The organism is Pandoraea sp. NE5, assembly GCF_024363545.1.
GTDB lineage: Bacteria > Pseudomonadota > Gammaproteobacteria > Burkholderiales > Burkholderiaceae > Pandoraea > Pandoraea cepalis.
In genome coordinates, this window is sequence record NZ_AP025517.1 from 4,719,536 (window position 1) to 4,737,070 (window position 17,535).

Annotated in this window: 18 protein-coding genes and 1 tRNA gene; 1 reads left to right on the top strand and 18 read right to left on the bottom strand. The window is 62.7% G+C overall.

The features are described 5' to 3' along the window. Positions 1–4 precede the first annotated feature (4 nt). The 16 genes from nuoL to PanNE5_RS21425 all read right to left on the bottom strand — a co-directional run bounded on the left by nuoL (position 5) and on the right by PanNE5_RS21425 (position 14,531). Complete coding sequence (gene nuoL / locus PanNE5_RS21350) at positions 5–2,050, bottom strand: NADH-quinone oxidoreductase subunit L (protein WP_017233023.1); 2,046 nt, start codon at positions 2,048–2,050, stop codon at positions 5–7. A 17-nt stretch (positions 2,051–2,067) separates the two neighbouring features. Then, positions 2,068–2,379 carry an NADH-quinone oxidoreductase subunit NuoK gene (gene nuoK / locus PanNE5_RS21355; protein ID WP_017233022.1) on the bottom strand — a complete coding sequence of 104 codons (312 nt, stop codon included), beginning with the start codon at positions 2,377–2,379 and terminating at the stop codon, positions 2,068–2,070. Positions 2,380–2,388: 9 nt separating this feature from the next. Then, the gene (locus tag PanNE5_RS21360) at positions 2,389–3,024 is read right to left on the bottom strand and encodes an NADH-quinone oxidoreductase subunit J (RefSeq protein WP_017233021.1); all 636 of its coding nucleotides are present in this window, start codon (positions 3,022–3,024) and stop codon (positions 2,389–2,391) included. Between the two features lie 79 nt (positions 3,025–3,103). Further along, on the bottom strand, positions 3,104–3,595 hold the full coding sequence (gene nuoI, locus PanNE5_RS21365; RefSeq protein WP_017233020.1) for an NADH-quinone oxidoreductase subunit NuoI: 492 nt from the start codon (positions 3,593–3,595) through the stop codon (positions 3,104–3,106). A 23-nt stretch (positions 3,596–3,618) separates the two neighbouring features. After that, positions 3,619–4,683 carry an NADH-quinone oxidoreductase subunit NuoH gene (gene nuoH / locus PanNE5_RS21370; RefSeq protein ID WP_017233019.1) on the bottom strand — a complete coding sequence of 355 codons (1,065 nt, stop codon included), beginning with the start codon at positions 4,681–4,683 and terminating at the stop codon, positions 3,619–3,621. Beyond that, positions 4,684–6,996 (bottom strand): NADH-quinone oxidoreductase subunit NuoG, encoded by a 2,313-nt coding sequence (nuoG, locus tag PanNE5_RS21375; RefSeq protein WP_261938769.1) that lies wholly within the window; start codon positions 6,994–6,996, stop codon positions 4,684–4,686. Positions 6,997–7,025: 29 nt separating this feature from the next. Next, positions 7,026–8,318 (bottom strand): NADH-quinone oxidoreductase subunit NuoF, encoded by a 1,293-nt coding sequence (nuoF, locus tag PanNE5_RS21380; protein WP_017233017.1) that lies wholly within the window; start codon positions 8,316–8,318, stop codon positions 7,026–7,028. Next, on the bottom strand, positions 8,315–8,815 hold the full coding sequence (gene nuoE / locus PanNE5_RS21385) for an NADH-quinone oxidoreductase subunit NuoE (protein ID WP_017233016.1): 501 nt from the start codon (positions 8,813–8,815) through the stop codon (positions 8,315–8,317). The genes nuoF and nuoE overlap by 4 nt, the downstream gene beginning before the upstream one ends. Positions 8,816–8,986: 171 nt before the next feature. Beyond that, a complete protein-coding gene (locus PanNE5_RS21390; RefSeq protein WP_017233015.1) occupies positions 8,987–10,240 on the bottom strand; it encodes an NADH-quinone oxidoreductase subunit D in 1,254 nt (417 codons plus the stop codon). Between the two features lie 9 nt (positions 10,241–10,249). Then, positions 10,250–10,849 (bottom strand): NADH-quinone oxidoreductase subunit C, encoded by a 600-nt coding sequence (locus PanNE5_RS21395; RefSeq protein ID WP_017233014.1) that lies wholly within the window; start codon positions 10,847–10,849, stop codon positions 10,250–10,252. A 12-nt stretch (positions 10,850–10,861) separates the two neighbouring features. Continuing rightward, on the bottom strand, positions 10,862–11,341 hold the full coding sequence (locus PanNE5_RS21400) for a NuoB/complex I 20 kDa subunit family protein (protein WP_010807413.1): 480 nt from the start codon (positions 11,339–11,341) through the stop codon (positions 10,862–10,864). Positions 11,342–11,388: 47 nt separating this feature from the next. Beyond that, positions 11,389–11,748 carry an NADH-quinone oxidoreductase subunit A gene (locus PanNE5_RS21405; protein ID WP_017233013.1) on the bottom strand — a complete coding sequence of 120 codons (360 nt, stop codon included), beginning with the start codon at positions 11,746–11,748 and terminating at the stop codon, positions 11,389–11,391. 130 nt (positions 11,749–11,878) lie between these two features. Further along, positions 11,879–11,963, bottom strand: a tRNA-Leu gene (locus PanNE5_RS21410). A 143-nt stretch (positions 11,964–12,106) separates the two neighbouring features. Then, a complete protein-coding gene (secG, locus tag PanNE5_RS21415; protein WP_026131777.1) occupies positions 12,107–12,475 on the bottom strand; it encodes a preprotein translocase subunit SecG in 369 nt (122 codons plus the stop codon). A gap of 93 nt (positions 12,476–12,568) precedes the next feature. Continuing rightward, positions 12,569–13,378 (bottom strand): triose-phosphate isomerase, encoded by an 810-nt coding sequence (gene tpiA, locus PanNE5_RS21420; protein ID WP_017233011.1) that lies wholly within the window; start codon positions 13,376–13,378, stop codon positions 12,569–12,571. A gap of 148 nt (positions 13,379–13,526) precedes the next feature. After that, on the bottom strand, positions 13,527–14,531 hold the full coding sequence (locus PanNE5_RS21425; RefSeq protein ID WP_261938770.1) for an NAD(P)H-quinone oxidoreductase: 1,005 nt from the start codon (positions 14,529–14,531) through the stop codon (positions 13,527–13,529). 128 nt (positions 14,532–14,659) lie between these two features. On the opposite strand from PanNE5_RS21425, the gene PanNE5_RS21430 reads away from it, so the two are divergent. Continuing rightward, positions 14,660–14,890 carry a hypothetical protein gene (locus PanNE5_RS21430; protein ID WP_261938771.1) on the top strand — a complete coding sequence of 77 codons (231 nt, stop codon included), beginning with the start codon at positions 14,660–14,662 and terminating at the stop codon, positions 14,888–14,890. A 63-nt stretch (positions 14,891–14,953) separates the two neighbouring features. Here the strand turns inward: PanNE5_RS21430 and PanNE5_RS21435 are convergent, their stop codons facing one another. Both PanNE5_RS21435 and PanNE5_RS21440 read right to left on the bottom strand, forming a co-directional pair. Then, a complete protein-coding gene (locus tag PanNE5_RS21435) occupies positions 14,954–15,325 on the bottom strand; it encodes a response regulator transcription factor (RefSeq protein ID WP_150563050.1) in 372 nt (123 codons plus the stop codon). A gap of 146 nt (positions 15,326–15,471) precedes the next feature. Further along, positions 15,472–17,442 carry a diguanylate cyclase domain-containing protein gene (locus PanNE5_RS21440; protein WP_261938772.1) on the bottom strand — a complete coding sequence of 657 codons (1,971 nt, stop codon included), beginning with the start codon at positions 17,440–17,442 and terminating at the stop codon, positions 15,472–15,474. Positions 17,443–17,535: the final 93 nt, after the last annotated feature.

Consider the following 17,535-nt stretch of genomic DNA (forward strand, 5'->3'; position numbering starts at 1 on the left):
CCTATTACTTGCCGTTCAACGTCACAAACAGCGTCAGGAGCCCGAGCATGCCGAGGATCATGGCGAACGCGTAGTGGTAGATGTAACCGGATTGAACGAAGCGGATGACACCGGCGAACCAGCCCACCAGACGCGCGCTGCCGTTCACGACTGCGCCATCGATGAGACCTTGATCGCCAGCCTTCCACAGGCCGCGACCGATCTTGAGCGCGCCCTTGGCGAAGACCACTTCGTTGATCTTGTCCATGTAGTACTTGTTATCGAGCAGGTTGTAGATGCCCGAGAACCGATTTTTCAGCGCTTCCGGAATATCCGGGCGCTTCAGGTAGAAGAACGCCGCGAGCACGATGCCCAGCGCCGACAGGGCGATCGGGAGCGTGCCGAACGAGTGCAACGCCATCGCCAGCCAGCCGTGGAAATCGTGGCTCAGCTCTTCCATCGCCGGATGGTTTTCGCCAACGTAGATCACGTCCTTGAACGCCACGCCTTGCTTGAAGAAGCTGCCGAACAGCATCGGGGCAATCGCGATGGCGCCGATGATGACCGACGGAATCGCCAGCAGAATCAACGGGATCGTGACCACCGCCGGCGACTCGTGCGGCTTCTGACCCGGGGCCAGACCGTGGTGGTGATCGGCGGTTTCCTCTTCTTCCTCGTGATGCTCGTCATGGTCGTGATGCACCTGACCGAAACGCTCCTTGCCGTGGAAGACCATGAAGTACATGCGGAACGAGTAGAACGCCGTGACGAAGACGCTGGCGACCACGGCGAAATACGCGAAGCCCGAGCCCGGCAGATGCGAGGCGGCCACGGCTTCGATGATCGAGTCCTTCGAGTAGAACCCGGCGAAGAACGGTGTCCCGATCAGCGCGAGCGAGCCCAGCAGCGACGTGATCCATGTGATCGGCATGTACTTCCACAGGCCGCCCATGTTGCGCATGTCCTGATCGTGATGCATGCCCATGATGACCGAGCCCGCACCGAGGAACAGCAGCGCCTTGAAGAACGCGTGCGTCATCAGGTGGAAGATGGCGACCGGGTAGGCCGACACGCCGAGCGCGACCGTCATGTAACCGAGCTGCGAGAGCGTCGAGTAGGCCACGACACGCTTGATGTCGTTCTGGATCATGCCCAGGAAGCCCATGAACAACGCGGTGATCGCGCCGATGATCGTGATGAACGACAGCGCCGTGTCCGAGAGTTCGAACAGCGGCGACATGCGGCTCACCATGAAGATCCCCGCGGTCACCATCGTGGCCGCGTGAATCAGTGCCGAAATCGGGGTCGGGCCTTCCATCGAGTCCGGCAGCCACACGTGCAGCGGGAACTGCGCCGACTTACCCATCGCACCGATGAACAGGCAGATACAGGCCACGGTGATCAGGCGCCAGTCGGTGCCCGGAAACGACAGGGCCGCGACCTCGTTGGCCTTGGCGAACACTTCGCCGTAGTTCAGCGTACCGGTGAAGGCCAGCAGCAGGCCGATACCGAGCAGGAAGCCAAAGTCGCCGACGCGGTTGACCAGGAACGCCTTCATGTTGGCGTAGATCGCGGTCGGACGCGTGTACCAGAAACCGATCAGCAGGTACGAAACCAGGCCCACCGCTTCCCAGCCGAAGAACAGTTGCAGGAAGTTGTTGCTCATCACGAGCATCAACATCGAGAACGTGAACAGCGAGATGTACGAGAAGAAGCGCTGGTAGCCAGGATCTTCCGCCATGTAGCCGATGGTGTAGATGTGCACCATGAGCGAGACGGAAGTGACCACGCACATCATCGTGACGGTGAGCGTGTCGACGAGGAAGCCGATCTCGAGCTTGAGCTCGCCGATGCGGGCCCATTCGTAGACGGTGGCGTTGAAGCTCGCCCCGTTCATGACGTCGATGAACGTCATGACCGACAGGACAAACGCGACCAGTACGCCGAGGATCGTGACCGTGTGGGCGCCCGCGCGTCCGACTTGCTTGCCGAACAGGCCGGCAATCAAGGAGCCGACGAGCGGCGCCAGCGGGATCGCGAGCAGCAGGTTGGGATTCAATGTGGATGCCATAACAGCGTTCGCTTTGTTTAACCCTTGAGGCGGTCGAGATCTTCGACGTTGACCGTTTCGAGCTTACGGAACAGCGTGACCAGAATGGCCAGCCCGATCGCGGCTTCCGCCGCGGCCACCGTAAGAATGAAGAACACGAATACCTGACCGGCAATGTCGCCCAGGTAATGCGAAAACGCGACGAAGTTCAGATTGACCGCGAGCAACATCAGCTCGATGGCCATGAGCAGCACAATCACATTTCTGCGGTTGAGGAAGATACCGGTAATGCTGATCGCGAAGAGAATCGCGCCCAACACCAGGTAATGCGCTAGCGACAACGAGATCATGCTGTCTCCTTATTCCGCCGCCGGCGCGTCGGTGCCGGTGGACTGCTGCCGGGCTTCGGCGGGCATCGACACCAGACGCACGCGGTCGCGCGCCTTCACGCGCACCTGCTGGCTCGGGTCGGTCTGTTTGTGGTCCTTACGGGTACGCATGGTCAGCGCAACTGCCGCCACGACCGCCACCAGCAGGATCAGACCTGCCACTTCGAAGGCAAAGATATAGTCGGTGTACAGCGCGATACCAAGCGCCTTGGTGTTCGCCACGTCCGGGGCCGAGACCGCCTTGACCGGCGAGCGCGTGGCGCCGTAGCCGCGCATGAGCACCAGTGCCGATTCGACGATCATGATCGCGCCGACAGCGCTCGCCAGCGGGATGAACTTGCCGAAACCGCGCCGCAGTTCGTCGAGATTGATGTCGATCATCATCACCACGAACAGGAACAGCACCATCACCGCGCCGACATACACGAGCACCAGCATGATGGCGAGGAACTCGGCCTCGAGCAGCATCCAGATCGCCGCGGCGTTGAAGAAGGCGAGCACCAGGAACAGTGCCGACTGTACGGGGTTGCGCGCGGTCACGACCTTCAGGCCGGAGATCACGAGGATCAGCGCAAACACGTAGAAAAGAAAGGTTGTGAATTCCATAATCACCGGGTGTTGCGAGAATTAGCCAACGTCAATTGCCGTACCGGGCGCACCGTCGCTGCGCTGCGCCCTGCCCTGCTTAACGGTACGGCGCATCGGCCGCCTTGGCCGCCGCGATCTCGTTTTCGTAACGATCGCCCACCGCGAGCAACATCTCCTTGGTGAAGTACAGATCGCCACGCTTCTCGCCGTGGTACTCGAGAATGTGCGTCTCGACGATCGAGTCCACCGGGCAGCTTTCTTCGCAGAAGCCGCAGAAAATGCACTTGGTCAGATCGATGTCGTAGCGCGTGGTACGGCGGGTGCCGTCGTCGCGCACATCCGACTCGATCGTGATGGCCATTGCCGGGCACACCGCTTCGCACAGCTTGCAGGCGATGCAGCGCTCTTCACCATTCGGATAACGGCGCAGCGCATGCAGACCGCGAAACCGCGGCGACATCGGCGTCTTCTCTTCCGGAAACTGCACCGTCACCTTGCGTGCGAACGTATAGCGCCCTGTGAGCGCCATGCCCTTGAGCAGTTCCAACAACAGGAAACTGCCGAAAAAGTCTTTGATTGCCCTTACCATGGGATTCCTCTACTCCGTTCGCCTCAGCCCCAGATGTTCCAGGGGGACATGATCCAGACACCCACCACGATCACCCAGATGATCGTCAGCGGCAGGAATACCTTCCAGCCCAGACGCATGATCTGGTCGTAGCGGTAGCGCGGGAACGTCGCACGCACCCAGATGAACACCGACAGCAGCAGGAACACCTTGAACGCCAGCCAGAACACACCCGGGATGAACGACAGGAAGCCGAACGGCGCACTCCAGCCCCCCAGGAACAGCACCGAGGCCAGCGCCGAGATGATGATCATGTTGATGTACTCGGCCAGGAAGAACAGGGCGAAGCCCATGCCCGAGTATTCGATCATGTGACCGGCCACGATTTCCGATTCGCCTTCCACCACGTCGAACGGGTGGCGGTTCGTTTCGGCAATGCCCGAGACGAAGTAGACGACGAACATCGGCAGCAGCGGCAGCCAGTTCCACGACAGCAGGTTCAGCCCCAGACCCGCGAACATGCCGTGCTCTTGCGAACGCACGATGTCCGACAGGTTGAGCGAGCCGGCCGTCATCAGCACCGTGACCAGCGCGAAGCCCATGGCGATTTCGTACGAAATCATCTGGGCCGACGCGCGCATGGCGCCGAGGAAAGCGTATTTCGAGTTCGATGCCCAGCCGGCGAGAATCACGCCGTACACGCCGATCGACGAAATCGCGATGGCATAGAGCAGCCCGGCGTTCACGTCGGCCAGCACGGCGCCCGGCTGGAACGGAATCACCGCCCAGATCGCGAAGGCGGGCAGCACGGCCATCACCGGCGCGATGGCGTAAATGCCCTTGCTCACCTGCGACGGCGTAATGACTTCCTTGAGCAGGAGCTTCAACACGTCGGCGATCGGCTGGAGCAGACCGGCCGGGCCCACGCGGTTCGGGCCCAGACGCACGTGCATCCAGCCGATGAGCTTGCGCTCCCACAGAATCAGGTACGCCACGCACAGCAGCAGGATCACGGCCACGACGAGGATGCGGACCAGCGCCCACACCGTCGGCCAGGCCACGCCCAGCAGTTGCGTGCCGTATTGATTGATGACTTCGTTCAGGCTCATTTACGCCTTCTCCACCGAAATTTCACCGAACATCGCGCCAAGCGCGGCGGATGCCGGCGTGGCCGCCGGCACGCGCACCACATTGGCAGGCAACGTTTCCGAACGCGCAGCCGGCAGCGTGACCACCGCATCGCCCTGACGCACGCGCACGGCGTCGCCCGCGGCGAGGCCCAGGCGATCGAACAGCGCCGCCGGGAGCGTGGCACGCAGCGCGGCCTTGGCGTCGTTGGTCAGTTGCAGCGACGGGGCACGGCGTACCAGCGCGTCGGCCGAGTAGATCGGCACGTCGGCCAGACGCTCCAGGCCCTGCCCGGCTGCCGTCGGTGCAGCCAGCGCAGCCTTGGCGCGGTTGTCGAGCGAGGCGGCCGAGAATCCGGCGAGCGCTTCGTCGCGCACCTGTTCCGCGGTGTCCTGCGCGAAGCCTTGCAGCTTGAGCAGATTGCCCAGCACGCGCAGCACCTTCCAGCCCGGACGCGTCTCGCCCAGCGCACGCACCACACCGTTGAAGTGTTGCGGCAGCCCTTCGGCGTTGACGAACGTACCGGCCGTCTCCGTGAACGGGGCGATCGGCAGCAGCACGTCGGCGTACTCGAGGCCGTGCTTGAACGGCGAGAGCGAGACCACCATCTTCGCGGCGTTCAATGCCGTGAGCGCTTGCTTCGCATCGCCCGAGTCGTACTCCGGCTCGGCGTTCAGCAGCAGATACGCCTGGCGCGGTTGCGCGAACAGCGCAGCGGCGCCCTTGGCGTTCGTGGCCTTCACCGCGTAGGCACCGACAGTGTTGGCGCCTTCGGTGAGGAAGCCCAGCGTGGCGCCGGTGATATCGGCGATCACTTGCGCGATGGCGTGCAGTTGTGCGAATTGCGGATGCTGCACCACGGCGTTGCCCAGCAGGATGGCACGACGCTCGCCGTTCACCAGCGAGGCGGCGATGGCGTTGGCCGTGTCGCTGACGTTCACGCCGGCGAGCTCAGTCGGGGCGGCAACGCCCTTGGCCGCCGCCGCGGCGAGCGCGATACCGGCCAGCTCGCTCACCCATGCGCTCGGTGCGGCGATGATCTTGTTGGCGAGCTTCACCAGCAGATCGTCGTCCGAGCCGTGCAGCACGTGCAATTGGCCACCGGCCTTCACCGCGGAGCGCAGACGCGAAGCGAACAGCGGATGATCCTTGCGCAGGAACGAGCCGACGACCAGCGCGCTTTGCAGCGTGTCGAGGTCCGCGATCGGCAGGCCGAGCCACGGAGCCCCCTGGGTGCCGCCCGACACGTCCGTCTGACGCAGACGGAAGTCGACGTTATCGCTGCCCAAGGCGCGCACGAACTTTTGCAGCAGGTGCAGTTCTTCGATCGTGGCGTGCGGCGAGGCCAGCCCGGCGACGGCATCGGCGCCGTGGTCGCGGATGATGTCCGTCAGACCATGCCCGACATATTCGAGCGCCGTCTGCCAGTCGACTTCGTGCCACTCGCCGCCTTGCTTGAGCATAGGCTTGGTGAGGCGCTCGTCGCTGTTCAGACCTTCGTACGAGAAACGATCCTTGTCCGAGATCCAGCATTCGTTGAGCGCTTCGTTTTCGAGCGGCACAACGCGCATGACCTGGCTGTTCTTCACTTGCACCACGAGGTTCGCACCCACGCCGTCGTGAGGGCTCACCGACTTGCGGCGCGACAGCTCCCACGTCCGGGCGCTGTAGCGGAACGGCTTCGAGGTCAGGGCACCGACTGGGCACAGGTCGATCATATTGCCCGAGAGTTCGGAGTCGACCGTCTTGCCGACGAACGACGTGATTTCCGAGTGCTCGCCGCGCCCCAGCATGCCGAACTCCATCACGCCGGCCACTTCCTGGCCGAAACGCACGCAACGGGTGCAGTGAATGCAGCGCGACATCTCTTCCATCGAGATGAGCGGGCCGACATTCTTGTGGAACACCACGCGCTTCTCTTCCTGATAGCGCGACGCCGACTTGCCGTAACCGACGGCCAGGTCCTGCAGTTGGCACTCGCCCCCCTGATCGCAGATCGGGCAATCGAGCGGGTGGTTGATCAGCAGGAACTCCATCACCGATTGCTGCGCCTTCACAGCCTTCTCGGAGTTGGTGCGCACGATCATGCCGTTGGCCACCGGTGTGGCACAGGCCGGCACCGCCTTCGGGGCCTTCTCGACCTCGACCAGGCACATGCGGCAGTTCGCGGCGATGGACAGCTTCTTGTGGTAACAGAAGTGGGGAATATAGGTGCCGTTCTTCTTGGCAGCCTGGATCACCATGCTGCCTTCGGGCACCTCGACCTTTTGGCCGTCAATTTCGATTTCAACCATAGCGGTTCAATGCCAAGCGTCAAAAGGGATTAGTGAGCGCCGACCAAGCAATGCTTGTGCTCGACGTGGTAGGCGAACTCGTCCCAGAAGTGTTTGAGCATGCCGCGCACTGGCATCGCTGCGGCGTCGCCCAGCGCGCAAATGGTGCGGCCCATGATGTTCTCGGCCACCGAGTTGAGCAGGTCCAGATCTTCCTGGCGACCTTCGCCATGCTCGATTCGATTGACCACGCGCCACAGCCAGCCAGTGCCCTCACGGCACGGCGTGCACTGACCGCACGATTCTTCGTAGTAGAAGTAAGACAGGCGCAACAGCGAGCGCACCATGCAGCGTGTCTCGTCCATGACGATCACGGCGCCCGAGCCCAGCATCGATCCAGCCTTGGCGATGCTGTCGTAGTCCATCGTCGTTTCCATCATCAGCCCGGCCGGCACGACCGGTGCCGACGAGCCGCCCGGAATCACGGCCTTGAGCTTCTTGCCACCGCGCATGCCACCGGCCAGTTCCAGCAACTCGCCGAACGGCGTGCCCAGGGGCACTTCGTAGTTACCCGGCAGCTCGACGTCGCCCGACACCGAGAAGATCTTGGTGCCGCCGTTGTTCGGCTTGCCCATTTCCAGGTACTGCTGCGGGCCAGTGGCCAGCAAGAACGGAACCGCAGCGAACGTCTCGGTGTTGTTGATGGTCGTCGGCTTGCCGTACAGACCGAAGCTCGCCGGGAAAGGCGGCTTGAAACGCGGCTGGCCTTTCTTGCCTTCAAGCGATTCGAGCAGCGCAGTCTCTTCGCCGCAGATGTACGCGCCATAGCCATGGTGCGCATGCAGCTCGAACGAGAAGTCAGTGCCGAGAATGTTGTCGCCCAGATAACCGGCAGCGCGCGCTTCCTCGAGCGCCTCTTCGAAGCGTTCGTACACTTCGTAGATTTCGCCGTGGATGTAGTTGTAACCGACGGTGATGCCCATGGCGAAACCGCCGATGGCCATGCCTTCGATCAACGCATGCGGGTTGTAGCGCAGGATGTCGCGATCCTTGAACGTACCGGGTTCGCCTTCGTCCGAGTTACAGACAAGGTACTTCTGCCCCGGGAACGCGCGCGGCATGAAGCTCCACTTGAGCCCCGTCGGGAAGCCTGCGCCTCCGCGGCCACGCAGGCCCGATGCCTTGACGTCGGCAATGACCTGCTCCGGCGTGAGGCCTTCCTTCAGGATACGGGCAAGCTGCTGGTACCCCCCGCGCTTGACGTAATCTTCGAGGTGCCAGTTCTCGCCATTGAGGTCGGCGAGGATCAGCGGCTTGATGTGACGGTTGTGCAGCGACGTCATGCTTTCTCTCCCGCGGCGCCCGTGGCCTTGAGCTCGTCGAGGAGCGCGTCGACCTTGGCTTCGTTCATGAAGCCGCACATGCGATGGTTGTTCACCAGCAGGACGGGTGCGTCGCCGCAAGCGCCCATGCACTCGCCTTCCTTGACCGTGAAGAGACCGTCCGGCGTGATGTCGTTGTAGTCGACACCCAGCTTCTCTTTCAGGTACTTCGCCATCTCTTCGCCACGCGTAAGCTGGCAAGGCAGGTTCGTGCACACGGTCAACTTGAACTTGCCCACGGGGCGCGTGTTGAACATGGTGTAGAAGGTTGCGACCTCTTGCACCGCGACTGCGGGCATCTCGAGGTAGTCCGCCACGAATTGCATCACTTCGGGCGACAACCAGCCTTTCTCGACCTGCGCTACGGCAAGGGCGTGCATCACCGCCGACTGTTTCTGGTCGGCAGGGTATTTGGCAACGGCACGGTCGATTTTCTTCAGGGCTTCGGGAGAAAGCATTTCCGATCCGACGGTTCTTTAAAACGTTATCCCCGCTCGCGCCAGCGCTGGCAGACCGGTTTTTTCGGCCACCCGCGACTCACAGGCACGGCAACTGGAACGGCAATGGCATCGACCTGCGAAACCCTGCCGAATTAAAACTTAAGGGCGCCAGAGGCGCCCACTGCGCGTTTAGCGATCGATCTCGCCGAACACGATGTCCTGGGTCCCGATGATCGCCACAGCATCGGCAATCATGTGGCCCTTCGCCATCTCGTCGAGCGCGGAAAGATGGGCAAAGCCCGGCGCACGAATCTTCAGGCGGTACGGCTTGTTCGCGCCGTCCGACACCAGGTAGATGCCGAACTCGCCCTTCGGGTGCTCGACGGCGGCATACGTTTCGCCGGCGGGCACGTGGAAGCCTTCGGTGAAGAGCTTGAAATGGTGAATCAGCTCTTCCATGTTCGACTTCATTTCGACCCGCGAGGGCGGCGCCACCTTGTGATTGTCCGTAATCACCGGACCTTCATTGGCACGCAGCCACGTCACGCACTGGCGGATCAGGCGGACAGACTGGCGCATTTCTTCCACGCGCACCAGATAGCGGTCGTAGCAATCGCCTTCCTTGCCCACAGGAATGTCGAAATCGAGACGATCGTACACTTCGTACGGCTGCTTTTTGCGCAGATCCCAGGCAATGCCCGAGCCGCGCAGCATAGCGCCGGAGAAGCCGAGCTGCATGGCACGCTCGGGCGACACGACGCCGATCCCCACCAGGCGCTGCTTCCAGATACGGTTGTCGGTGAGCAGCGTTTCGTACTCGTCGACACACTTCGGGAAGCGGTTGGTGAAGTCTTCGATGAAGTCGAGCAGCGAGCCTTCGCGTGCTTCGTTCATCTTCTTGATGGCGCGCTCGTTGTGGAACTTCGATGCGCGATATTGCGGCATCGCGTCCGGCAGGTCGCGATACACGCCGCCCGGACGGTAGTAGGCCGCGTGCATACGGGCACCCGAGACGGCTTCGTACACGTCGAACAGGTCTTCGCGTTCACGGAAGGCATACAGGAATACCGCCATCGCGCCCACGTCGAGTGCGTGGGAACCAATCCACATCAGGTGATTCAGAATCCGCGTGATTTCGTCGAACATCACACGGATGTATTGCGCGCGAATCGGCACGTCGACGCCGAGCAGCTTCTCGATCGCCATCACGTAGGCGTGCTCGTTGCACATCATCGAGACGTAGTCCAGACGATCCATGTACGGCACGGATTGCAGGAACGTCTTCGACTCGGCGAGCTTTTCCGTCGCGCGGTGCAACAGGCCGATGTGCGGATCGGCGCGCTGGATCACTTCGCCATCCAGCTCGAGCACCAGGCGCAGCACGCCGTGCGCTGCCGGGTGCTGCGGACCGAAGTTCAGAGTGTAGTTCTTGATGTCTGCCACAAGGCCACCTTAATGTTTCAGACCGGCGTAATGTTCTTCGCGGATGATGCGCGGCGTAATTTCGCGCGGCTCGATCGTCACCGGCTGATAGATCACCCGCTTCTGCTCGGGGTCGTAACGCATTTCGACATAGCCCGAGGTCGGGAAGTCCTTGCGGAACGGGTGACCGATAAAGCCGTAGTCCGTCAGAATGCGGCGCAGATCCGGGTGCCCTTCGAACACGATACCGACCAGATCGAAGGCCTCGCGCTCGAACCAGTTGGCCGAACTCCACAGATCGATCAACGACGCCACGACCGGCAGATCGTCGTCCGGGGCGAACACGCGCACGCGCAGACGCCAGTTGTGGGTCAGCGAGAGCAGATGCGAGACGGCGGCGTAGCGCGGGCCGTCGTAGGCACCGTCGCCGTAGGCCGAGTAGTCCAGGCCGGCAACGTCCATCAACTGCTCGAACTTGAGCTCGGGATGATCGCGCAGCGTGCGCGCGACCTCGAGATAGTCGCTCGCCTTGACGGTCAGCGTCAGCTCGTCGAGGGCTTCCACCAACTGCTCGGCGCGGGCGCCAAGCACGTTTTGCAGGGTGGTCTTGAGTTGTTCTAGTTTAGACATGGGCGGGAGCGGTTATTTACGCGCGATCGTCGCAGTCCGCTTGATCTTCGACTGCAACTGGATGATGCCGTAGACGAGCGCCTCGGCCGTCGGCGGACAGCCCGGCACGTAGACGTCGACCGGCACGATGCGATCGCAACCGCGCACCACCGAGTAGGAGTAATGATAGTAGCCGCCGCCATTGGCGCACGACCCCATCGAGATCACCCAACGCGGCTCGGCCATCTGGTCGTACACCTTGCGCAGCGCGGGTGCCATCTTGTTGCACAGCGTGCCGGCCACGATCATCACGTCCGACTGACGCGGGCTCGGGCGGAACACCACGCCAAACCGGTCCAGATCGTAACGCGCCGCGCCGGCGTGCATCATTTCGACGGCACAGCAGGCCAGGCCGAACGTCATCGGCCACAGCGAACCCGTGCGCGTCCAGTTGATGAGTTTGTCAGCCGTGGTGGTGACGAACCCTTCGCGCAAAACCCCTTCGATGCTCATATGCTTACCCTGAATCCTTCTGCAATGCGGCCAATACGATGCCGGCCTTATTCCCAGTCGAGCGCACCGCGCTTCCAGAGGAACACGAAACCGATCAGCAGCTCAAGCAGGAAACCCATCATGGAGATAAAGCCCACCCAGCCGATATCGCGCAGGGCGACGCCCCACGGAAACAGAAATGCCGTTTCGAGATCGAACAGGATGAAAAGGATGGCGACGAGATAGTAGCGCACATCGAACTTCATGCGCGCGTCTTCGAATGCCTCGAAGCCACACTCGTACGGAGAGAGTTTTGCGCTGTCGGGTTTGTTGGGGCCGAGGAATTTACCGACCCCAATCAGTAGCGCCCCAAGACCGCCACCTACCAGAATGAACAGCAGGACGGGATAATAGGTTCCGAGGTTCAACTCTACCCTCTTTTTGGTTAGTCCAAAAACCGCTTTCGTCATTGGCGTGGGGGCCAAAAAGCGGATGAACAGTGAGCACAAAATAAAATGCCAGCCAAAGCATAAACGCAAGGCTGGCATCGGAGAACTGTGGTGCCGACGGCGAGACTCGAACTCGCACAGCTTTCGCCACTACCCCCTCAAGATAGCGTGTCTACCAATTTCACCACGTCGGCATTCAAATTCTGCAATCCGCTGTCACTTACGAATCGCTTCAAGACCGCTATATTAGCGCTCTTCAGCATTTTGTTCAACGCACAAATCGATTTTTTTTCGATTTTCTTTACGGCTTATTACACGTTGCAAACCGCGCTGCGACTTACTTCGGCACGTCCTGCGGATTGGCTGCGGAAGCACTCACCGGCGCACTTGCCGCGACCGCGCCCGACGCCGTCATCGGCGACGTTGCGGCCGGCAAATTACCAAGGACACCGATGTTTGCCGCCGGCTTGTACGAACCGAGATACGTGAGACCCAGCGTGGTTACGAAGAACACGGCCGCCAGCACTGCCGTGGTCCGCGACAGGAAGTTTGCGGAACCCGACGCACCGAAGAGACTGCCCGACGAACCGCTACCGAATGCAGCGCCCATATCGGCACCCTTGCCATGCTGGAGCAACACCAGACCGATGATGCCCAGCGCGGAAAGCACCTGCACCACGATCAACAACGTTTTCAACAACCCCATCTCATCACCCGTATAGAAGAATCCGACTTGCCGTGCATTTTTGATGCACCGCATCATGACCATTTCGTGCCGTTACGAAATCCGGCATCAGCGTCAGCGCGACAGACCCGCCTCGCAAATCGCCAGAAAATCGACCGCCTTCAACGCCGCCCCGCCGATCAACCCACCATCGACATCCGCCATCGAAAACAGCTCGGCCGCGTTATCCGGCTTCACACTGCCGCCGTACAACACCGCCACATCCATCACCGCCTCGCCCTTCGCACGCAGCAGCGAGCGCAAATGCGCATGCACTTCCTGCGCCTCGGCCGACGTTGCCGTCTTGCCCGTGCCAATCGCCCAGACCGGCTCATAGGCCACAACAATCTGGACCGCCTGCGCCGCCGTCAGCGCCGCGAGCACCGTATCGAGCTGACGCGTCACGACAGACATCGTTTCGCCGGCTTCACGCTCGGCGAGCGTCTCGCCGACGCACACGATCGGCGTCATGCCCGCGTCGAGCACACGCAAGGTCTTTGCCGCGACGCCCGCATCGGTCTCGCCGTGGTACGTACGACGCTCCGAATGCCCCACAATCACGAACTGTGCGCCGAACTCGGCAATCATCGGCGCGGAGACTTCGCCCGTGTAGGCACCACTCACCTGCGCCGACACCTCCTGCGCACCGAAGCCCAGCACCTGCCCCGAGAGGCGGGCCTGACATTGCGCGAGATAGGGGAACGGCACACACACGGCCGCCGTCACGCCCGGGGCGCTCAACACCGGTGACGCCAGCAGGTCGCCCAGCAGCGCCTCGTTGCCGGCCAGACTGCCATGCAGTTTCCAATTGCCCACGACGAGCTTGCCCGCCTTGCGGCCTAGGGTGCGAGCCGAAGCCGCAGTACCCGCAGTACCGATTGTCACGCGTGATCCCCCAATGCGTAAGGACGAAAAACCTCTCATTCTAGTGCGTCAGGGGCATGGGGGTCAATTTCGCCGACTTTCAAACGTGAGAATCCGCATGAAATGGGGCTTTCACGCGGATTCGCCTCGTGCGCCGACGCGAGATGACTTACCAGGTCAGCACGATCTTCCCGACATGCGTACTCGTTTCCATCAATGCGTGGGCTTTGTCTGCTTGGTCGGCCGGGAACGTCTGATAAATCACCGGCCGGATCTTGCCAGCCGCGAACAACGGCCAGACCTTCTCGTAGAGGTTCTGTGCAATCGCCGCCTTGAACGCCACCGAGCGCGGACGCAGCGTCGAGCCGGTCACCGTCAGGCGGCGGCGCAGCAGCGCCCCCATATCCAGCGTGGCCTTGCTGCCGCCGAGCAGCGCGATGATCGCGATGCGCCCATCGAATGCCAGCGCCTGCACTTCACGCGGCAGATAGTCGCCCCCCACCATGTCGAGCACGACGTCCACGCCGCGATCGCTGGTGAGCGCCTTCGTCACGGCGACGAAATCTTCGGTTTTGTAATTGATGCCCCGCTCCGCGCCGAGCGCTTCGCACGCGCGAGCCTTTTCATCGGAACCGGCGGTCGCGAACACGCGATGGCCCATGGCCACGCCGAGCTGGATCGCCGTCACGCCGATACCGCTCGTGCCGCCCTGCACCAACAACGTCTCCTTTTCGCCCGACTCGGTCTCGCCGAGGTGAGCGCGATCGAACACATTGCTCCACACGGTGAAGAACGTTTCGGGCAGCGACGCCGCCTCGACGTCCGAGAGCCCTTGCGGCACCGGCAGCACCTGCGAGAGCGGCGCGGCGCAGTACTCGGCATAGCCCCCGCCCTGCACCAGCGCACAGACGCGCGAGCCGACTTTCAATCCCCAGCGGTTATCCGGGCCGTCGAGCTTGCCATCGACGATCTCGCCCGCCACTTCGAGCCCCGGCAGGTCAGAAGCGCCCGGCGGCACGGGATACTGCCCGATGCGCTGGAGCACGTCGGGACGGTTCACGCCCGACGCGGTGACCTTGATGAGCACTTCGCCCGGCTTGAGTTCGGGGCGCGGCCGCTCAGTGAGCTTGAGCACTTCCGGTGCGCCGTATTGGGTGATCTCGATCGCCTTCATCGTGTCGTTCCTCGGTTGTCTGGACGACGCGCCGCATCAACGCCGGCCGTCCGTCTCGTTTCGTGGGATCGCGAGTCGTGCGGCCGCCCGCGAGTCAAACGCCGCGCGCGCCATGCCACAGACCTCGCATGAAAAATGGTGTCGAGCCGTACCTTATCACCGACGGCGCGATCGCGTCGGCCGTCGACGCAGGTCTCGGCGGCATTCTGAATCAAACAGGATTATTCGGGACAACTGAGGGACAACTGAGGGACTACGGCCAGACAGGGGAGCACGCGGATGCCGGGGCACTGGCACGCGCGCCGTTTGACGAGCGCGTCGCGTGCGATCTCGAGACCGCGCACGACGCGCCGGGTTAGCCCCAAAAGCGGGGCGCCGGCTGCCCGAAGGCCGCTCGGCGCCACCACCTCGCCCTGGCGCCGTCAGGCGACGCCTTCCGACCCTTCGTCGATCAGCCCGTGACGTATGGCGTAGTCGGCCAGCTCCGCACGATCGTCAAGCGCGAGTTTGTGCAGAATTTGTGCAACGTGTGATGCAATCGTCCGCTCGCTCAAATGCAACGCATGCGCGACTTCATTGACGGCCAGGCCGTCGACCAGCATATGAAACACTTCATTTTCGCGAATCGACAAGCTCAGGTGCCTAGACTTGTCGTCGTGTGCATCGGCGTCGTGCCGCGCGCGCGGCCCCCGATGCGAAGCCTGCGGTGGCTCACGGCGCGCCCCGGGTTCGCGCCACCCTGCGTCGGAAGCCGCCCGCGATGCTGCCCGGCTTCGTCCGCCTTCGAGTTTCATGCCCGCCTCCTGTAAAGAAACGTCCCACGCCCGAACCGCCGGCCGCACGTCGAGGCGAACGGAGGGCGTCGCCTATTGTGCGTCAGACAATTCACGCTCGTATCTTCGGGGAAGCTGATCGCTGTCGCGCATTCGATTGGTTGTGCCTAATCCGCCACGCATGCACCGTCGCCGAGCACGAAGCGTCCGCGGCCACCATGCTTGGCGTCGTACAGCGCGCGGTCCGCCGCGTCGAACATCATGTCGGGCGTCTTGACTTCACCGCTCGCGACCATCGCAACGCCCACGCACGCCCCCACCGTAACGGCCCCGACGGACAGCGACATCGGCCGCGACGTTGCATCGAGAATCGACATGGCCGTGCGCTCCACATCGAGAATATCCTGCACGTCACGCATGATGACGGCGAATTCGTCGCCACCGAAGCGGGCAATGACGTCGCCCTCGCGCACGCTCGCGACCAGCTGTTTGGCCAGACGCCGCAGCAACTCGTCGCCGAGCGCATGCCCCCACGTATCGTTGACGAGCTTGAAGCGATCCAGATCGACGAACAGCAGCGCCTGCGCGCCGCCCCCCTCGCGCGCCACGCGCAACGCACCCGCCAGCGCCTGATCGAAGCCCTTGCGATTGAGCAGCCCCGTCAGGTGATCGGTGTGCGATTCGCGCCGCCAGCGCCGCTCGTTCGAGCGCTCGACGGTGATATCGCGGACAAACACATGAACGCCGGCAAGGACATCGTGCATGGCCCATTCCGGCTGATAGCTCACCTCGAAGCAGCGGAACGCCGCGTCGTCGCCAAAATCCCAGATGAACGTGGCGGCTTCGCCCGCGAATGCCCGGGCGAGATGCGGCGCGAACTCGCGATAGAGCGATGGGCCGAGCAGCTCGCTCGCCGTCGCCCCGAGAATGCGTTCACGCGGCCGCCGCAACCGCAGTTCACAGGCCCGATTCACGAACGCAAAGCGCTCGTTGCTGTCGAGAAACGCGACGAGATAGGGCACCCGATCCGCAATTTCCTGCATGTGGCGCACACTCGCCCGCGCCGCCTCGCGCGAGCCCTCGAGCGCCTCGGTACGATCGCGCAGTTGCTCCATCATGTCGCGAAACGCGTTCGCGAGCGCCCCGATCTCGTCGGCACGCTGGACAGGCAGCGACTGCACTGCGCGCATGTCGCCGGCGCTGCGCTGCACGAGGTCGCGCAGTGTATCGAGCGGACGCAGCATGTGCCGCGCCATCCACCACATCGCGAACGCGGCCAGCCCGATCGCCGCGATCGCGAGCAGGATCACGCGACGCCGCACGCGCGCTAGTGGATCGAACGCTTCAGCCCCGGGCAACACTGCGACAACCGACCAGCCGGTCGTGGCCATGGTCGCGCGCGCCACCAGCGGATGCATGCGCAAGAGAGGGTTCGGCCCCGGATCACGCACGCCGCAGAGCGTCTGCGCCGGGCCGACGGGCGAGAGAATTTTCGTCACGTCCGCCTGAATGACATAGCGCGCGGGATTTTCATTCGTCGTCACGCAGTAGCGGCCGGTCGCGCCGATCGCATTGCTCGCCAGATCGACCATGAAGTTTTGCCGCAGCAGATTGATCGCGCCGCCGATCACGGCAATCGTCTTGCCCTGCGCGTCCACGACGGGTACCGCGAGGATAATGCCCGGCGAACGGGTGATCCTGCCCGCGATCAGTCCGGACGCCGCCTGCGGCGCGCCCGCGAGCACCTGCCGGAAATAGTCGCGATCGGCAATGTTGATCGCCGTGGCGGGGAACGTCGAGTCGTAGCGCATACGGCCGTCGGGCGCGGCGACGAAAATCGTGTTGAAGGTCTCGGGCATCGACACCGACATGTTGGCGAAGGCGTCGAACTGGGCGAGCGTCATCGCGTCCGGATGGCCAAGGTGGCGCGCCATGCGATGCAGGGCGAGAAACTTCCCGCGCATCTTGTCATCGAGCTGTTCGGCCACGAGCTGGACCTGTGTGTCGAGCTGCGCCTGCATCGAGCTTCGCAACTCCCCATAGACGAAGAATTCGATGCCGACGGCGACGCCGACGATCAATATCATCGAGACCAGGGCCGTCGTGGCCGCGACCCGTCCCTTCAACGACTTCACCATACTGGCCCGTGCGAAAGTAGCTTGCGATGCTTTTTGTTCATTTTTGCGGGTGCTTACCCCCGAAACGGCACATTTTCTGGAAACTTGAGCAAA

Bases quoted from the DNA above. Each gene is read 5' to 3' on its own strand.
- PanNE5_RS21400 (WP_010807413.1), bottom strand. From the start codon at position 11,341: ATGAGCATCGAAGGGGTTTTGCGCGAAGGGTTCGTCACCACCACGGCT.
- secG (WP_026131777.1), bottom strand. From the start codon at position 12,475: ATGGGGTTGTTGAAAACGTTGTTGATCGTGGTGCAGGTGCTTTCCGCG.
- nuoI (WP_017233020.1), bottom strand. From the start codon at position 3,595: ATGGTAAGGGCAATCAAAGACTTTTTCGGCAGTTTCCTGTTGTTGGAA.
- nuoL (WP_017233023.1), bottom strand. From the start codon at position 2,050: ATGGCATCCACATTGAATCCCAACCTGCTGCTCGCGATCCCGCTGGCG.
- PanNE5_RS21425 (WP_261938770.1), bottom strand. From the start codon at position 14,531: ATGAAGGCGATCGAGATCACCCAATACGGCGCACCGGAAGTGCTCAAG.
- PanNE5_RS21360 (WP_017233021.1), bottom strand. From the start codon at position 3,024: ATGGAATTCACAACCTTTCTTTTCTACGTGTTTGCGCTGATCCTCGTG.
- PanNE5_RS21440 (WP_261938772.1), bottom strand. From the start codon at position 17,442: ATGGTGAAGTCGTTGAAGGGACGGGTCGCGGCCACGACGGCCCTGGTC.
- PanNE5_RS21395 (WP_017233014.1), bottom strand. From the start codon at position 10,849: ATGTCTAAACTAGAACAACTCAAGACCACCCTGCAAAACGTGCTTGGC.
- PanNE5_RS21430 (WP_261938771.1), top strand. From the start codon at position 14,660: ATGAAAAATGGTGTCGAGCCGTACCTTATCACCGACGGCGCGATCGCG.
- nuoF (WP_017233017.1), bottom strand. From the start codon at position 8,318: ATGACGTCGCTGCACAACCGTCACATCAAGCCGCTGATCCTCGCCGAC.
- nuoG (WP_261938769.1), bottom strand. From the start codon at position 6,996: ATGGTTGAAATCGAAATTGACGGCCAAAAGGTCGAGGTGCCCGAAGGC.
- PanNE5_RS21435 (WP_150563050.1), bottom strand. From the start codon at position 15,325: ATGAAACTCGAAGGCGGACGAAGCCGGGCAGCATCGCGGGCGGCTTCC.
- nuoK (WP_017233022.1), bottom strand. From the start codon at position 2,379: ATGATCTCGTTGTCGCTAGCGCATTACCTGGTGTTGGGCGCGATTCTC.
- nuoH (WP_017233019.1), bottom strand. From the start codon at position 4,683: ATGAGCCTGAACGAAGTCATCAATCAATACGGCACGCAACTGCTGGGC.
- nuoE (WP_017233016.1), bottom strand. From the start codon at position 8,815: ATGCTTTCTCCCGAAGCCCTGAAGAAAATCGACCGTGCCGTTGCCAAA.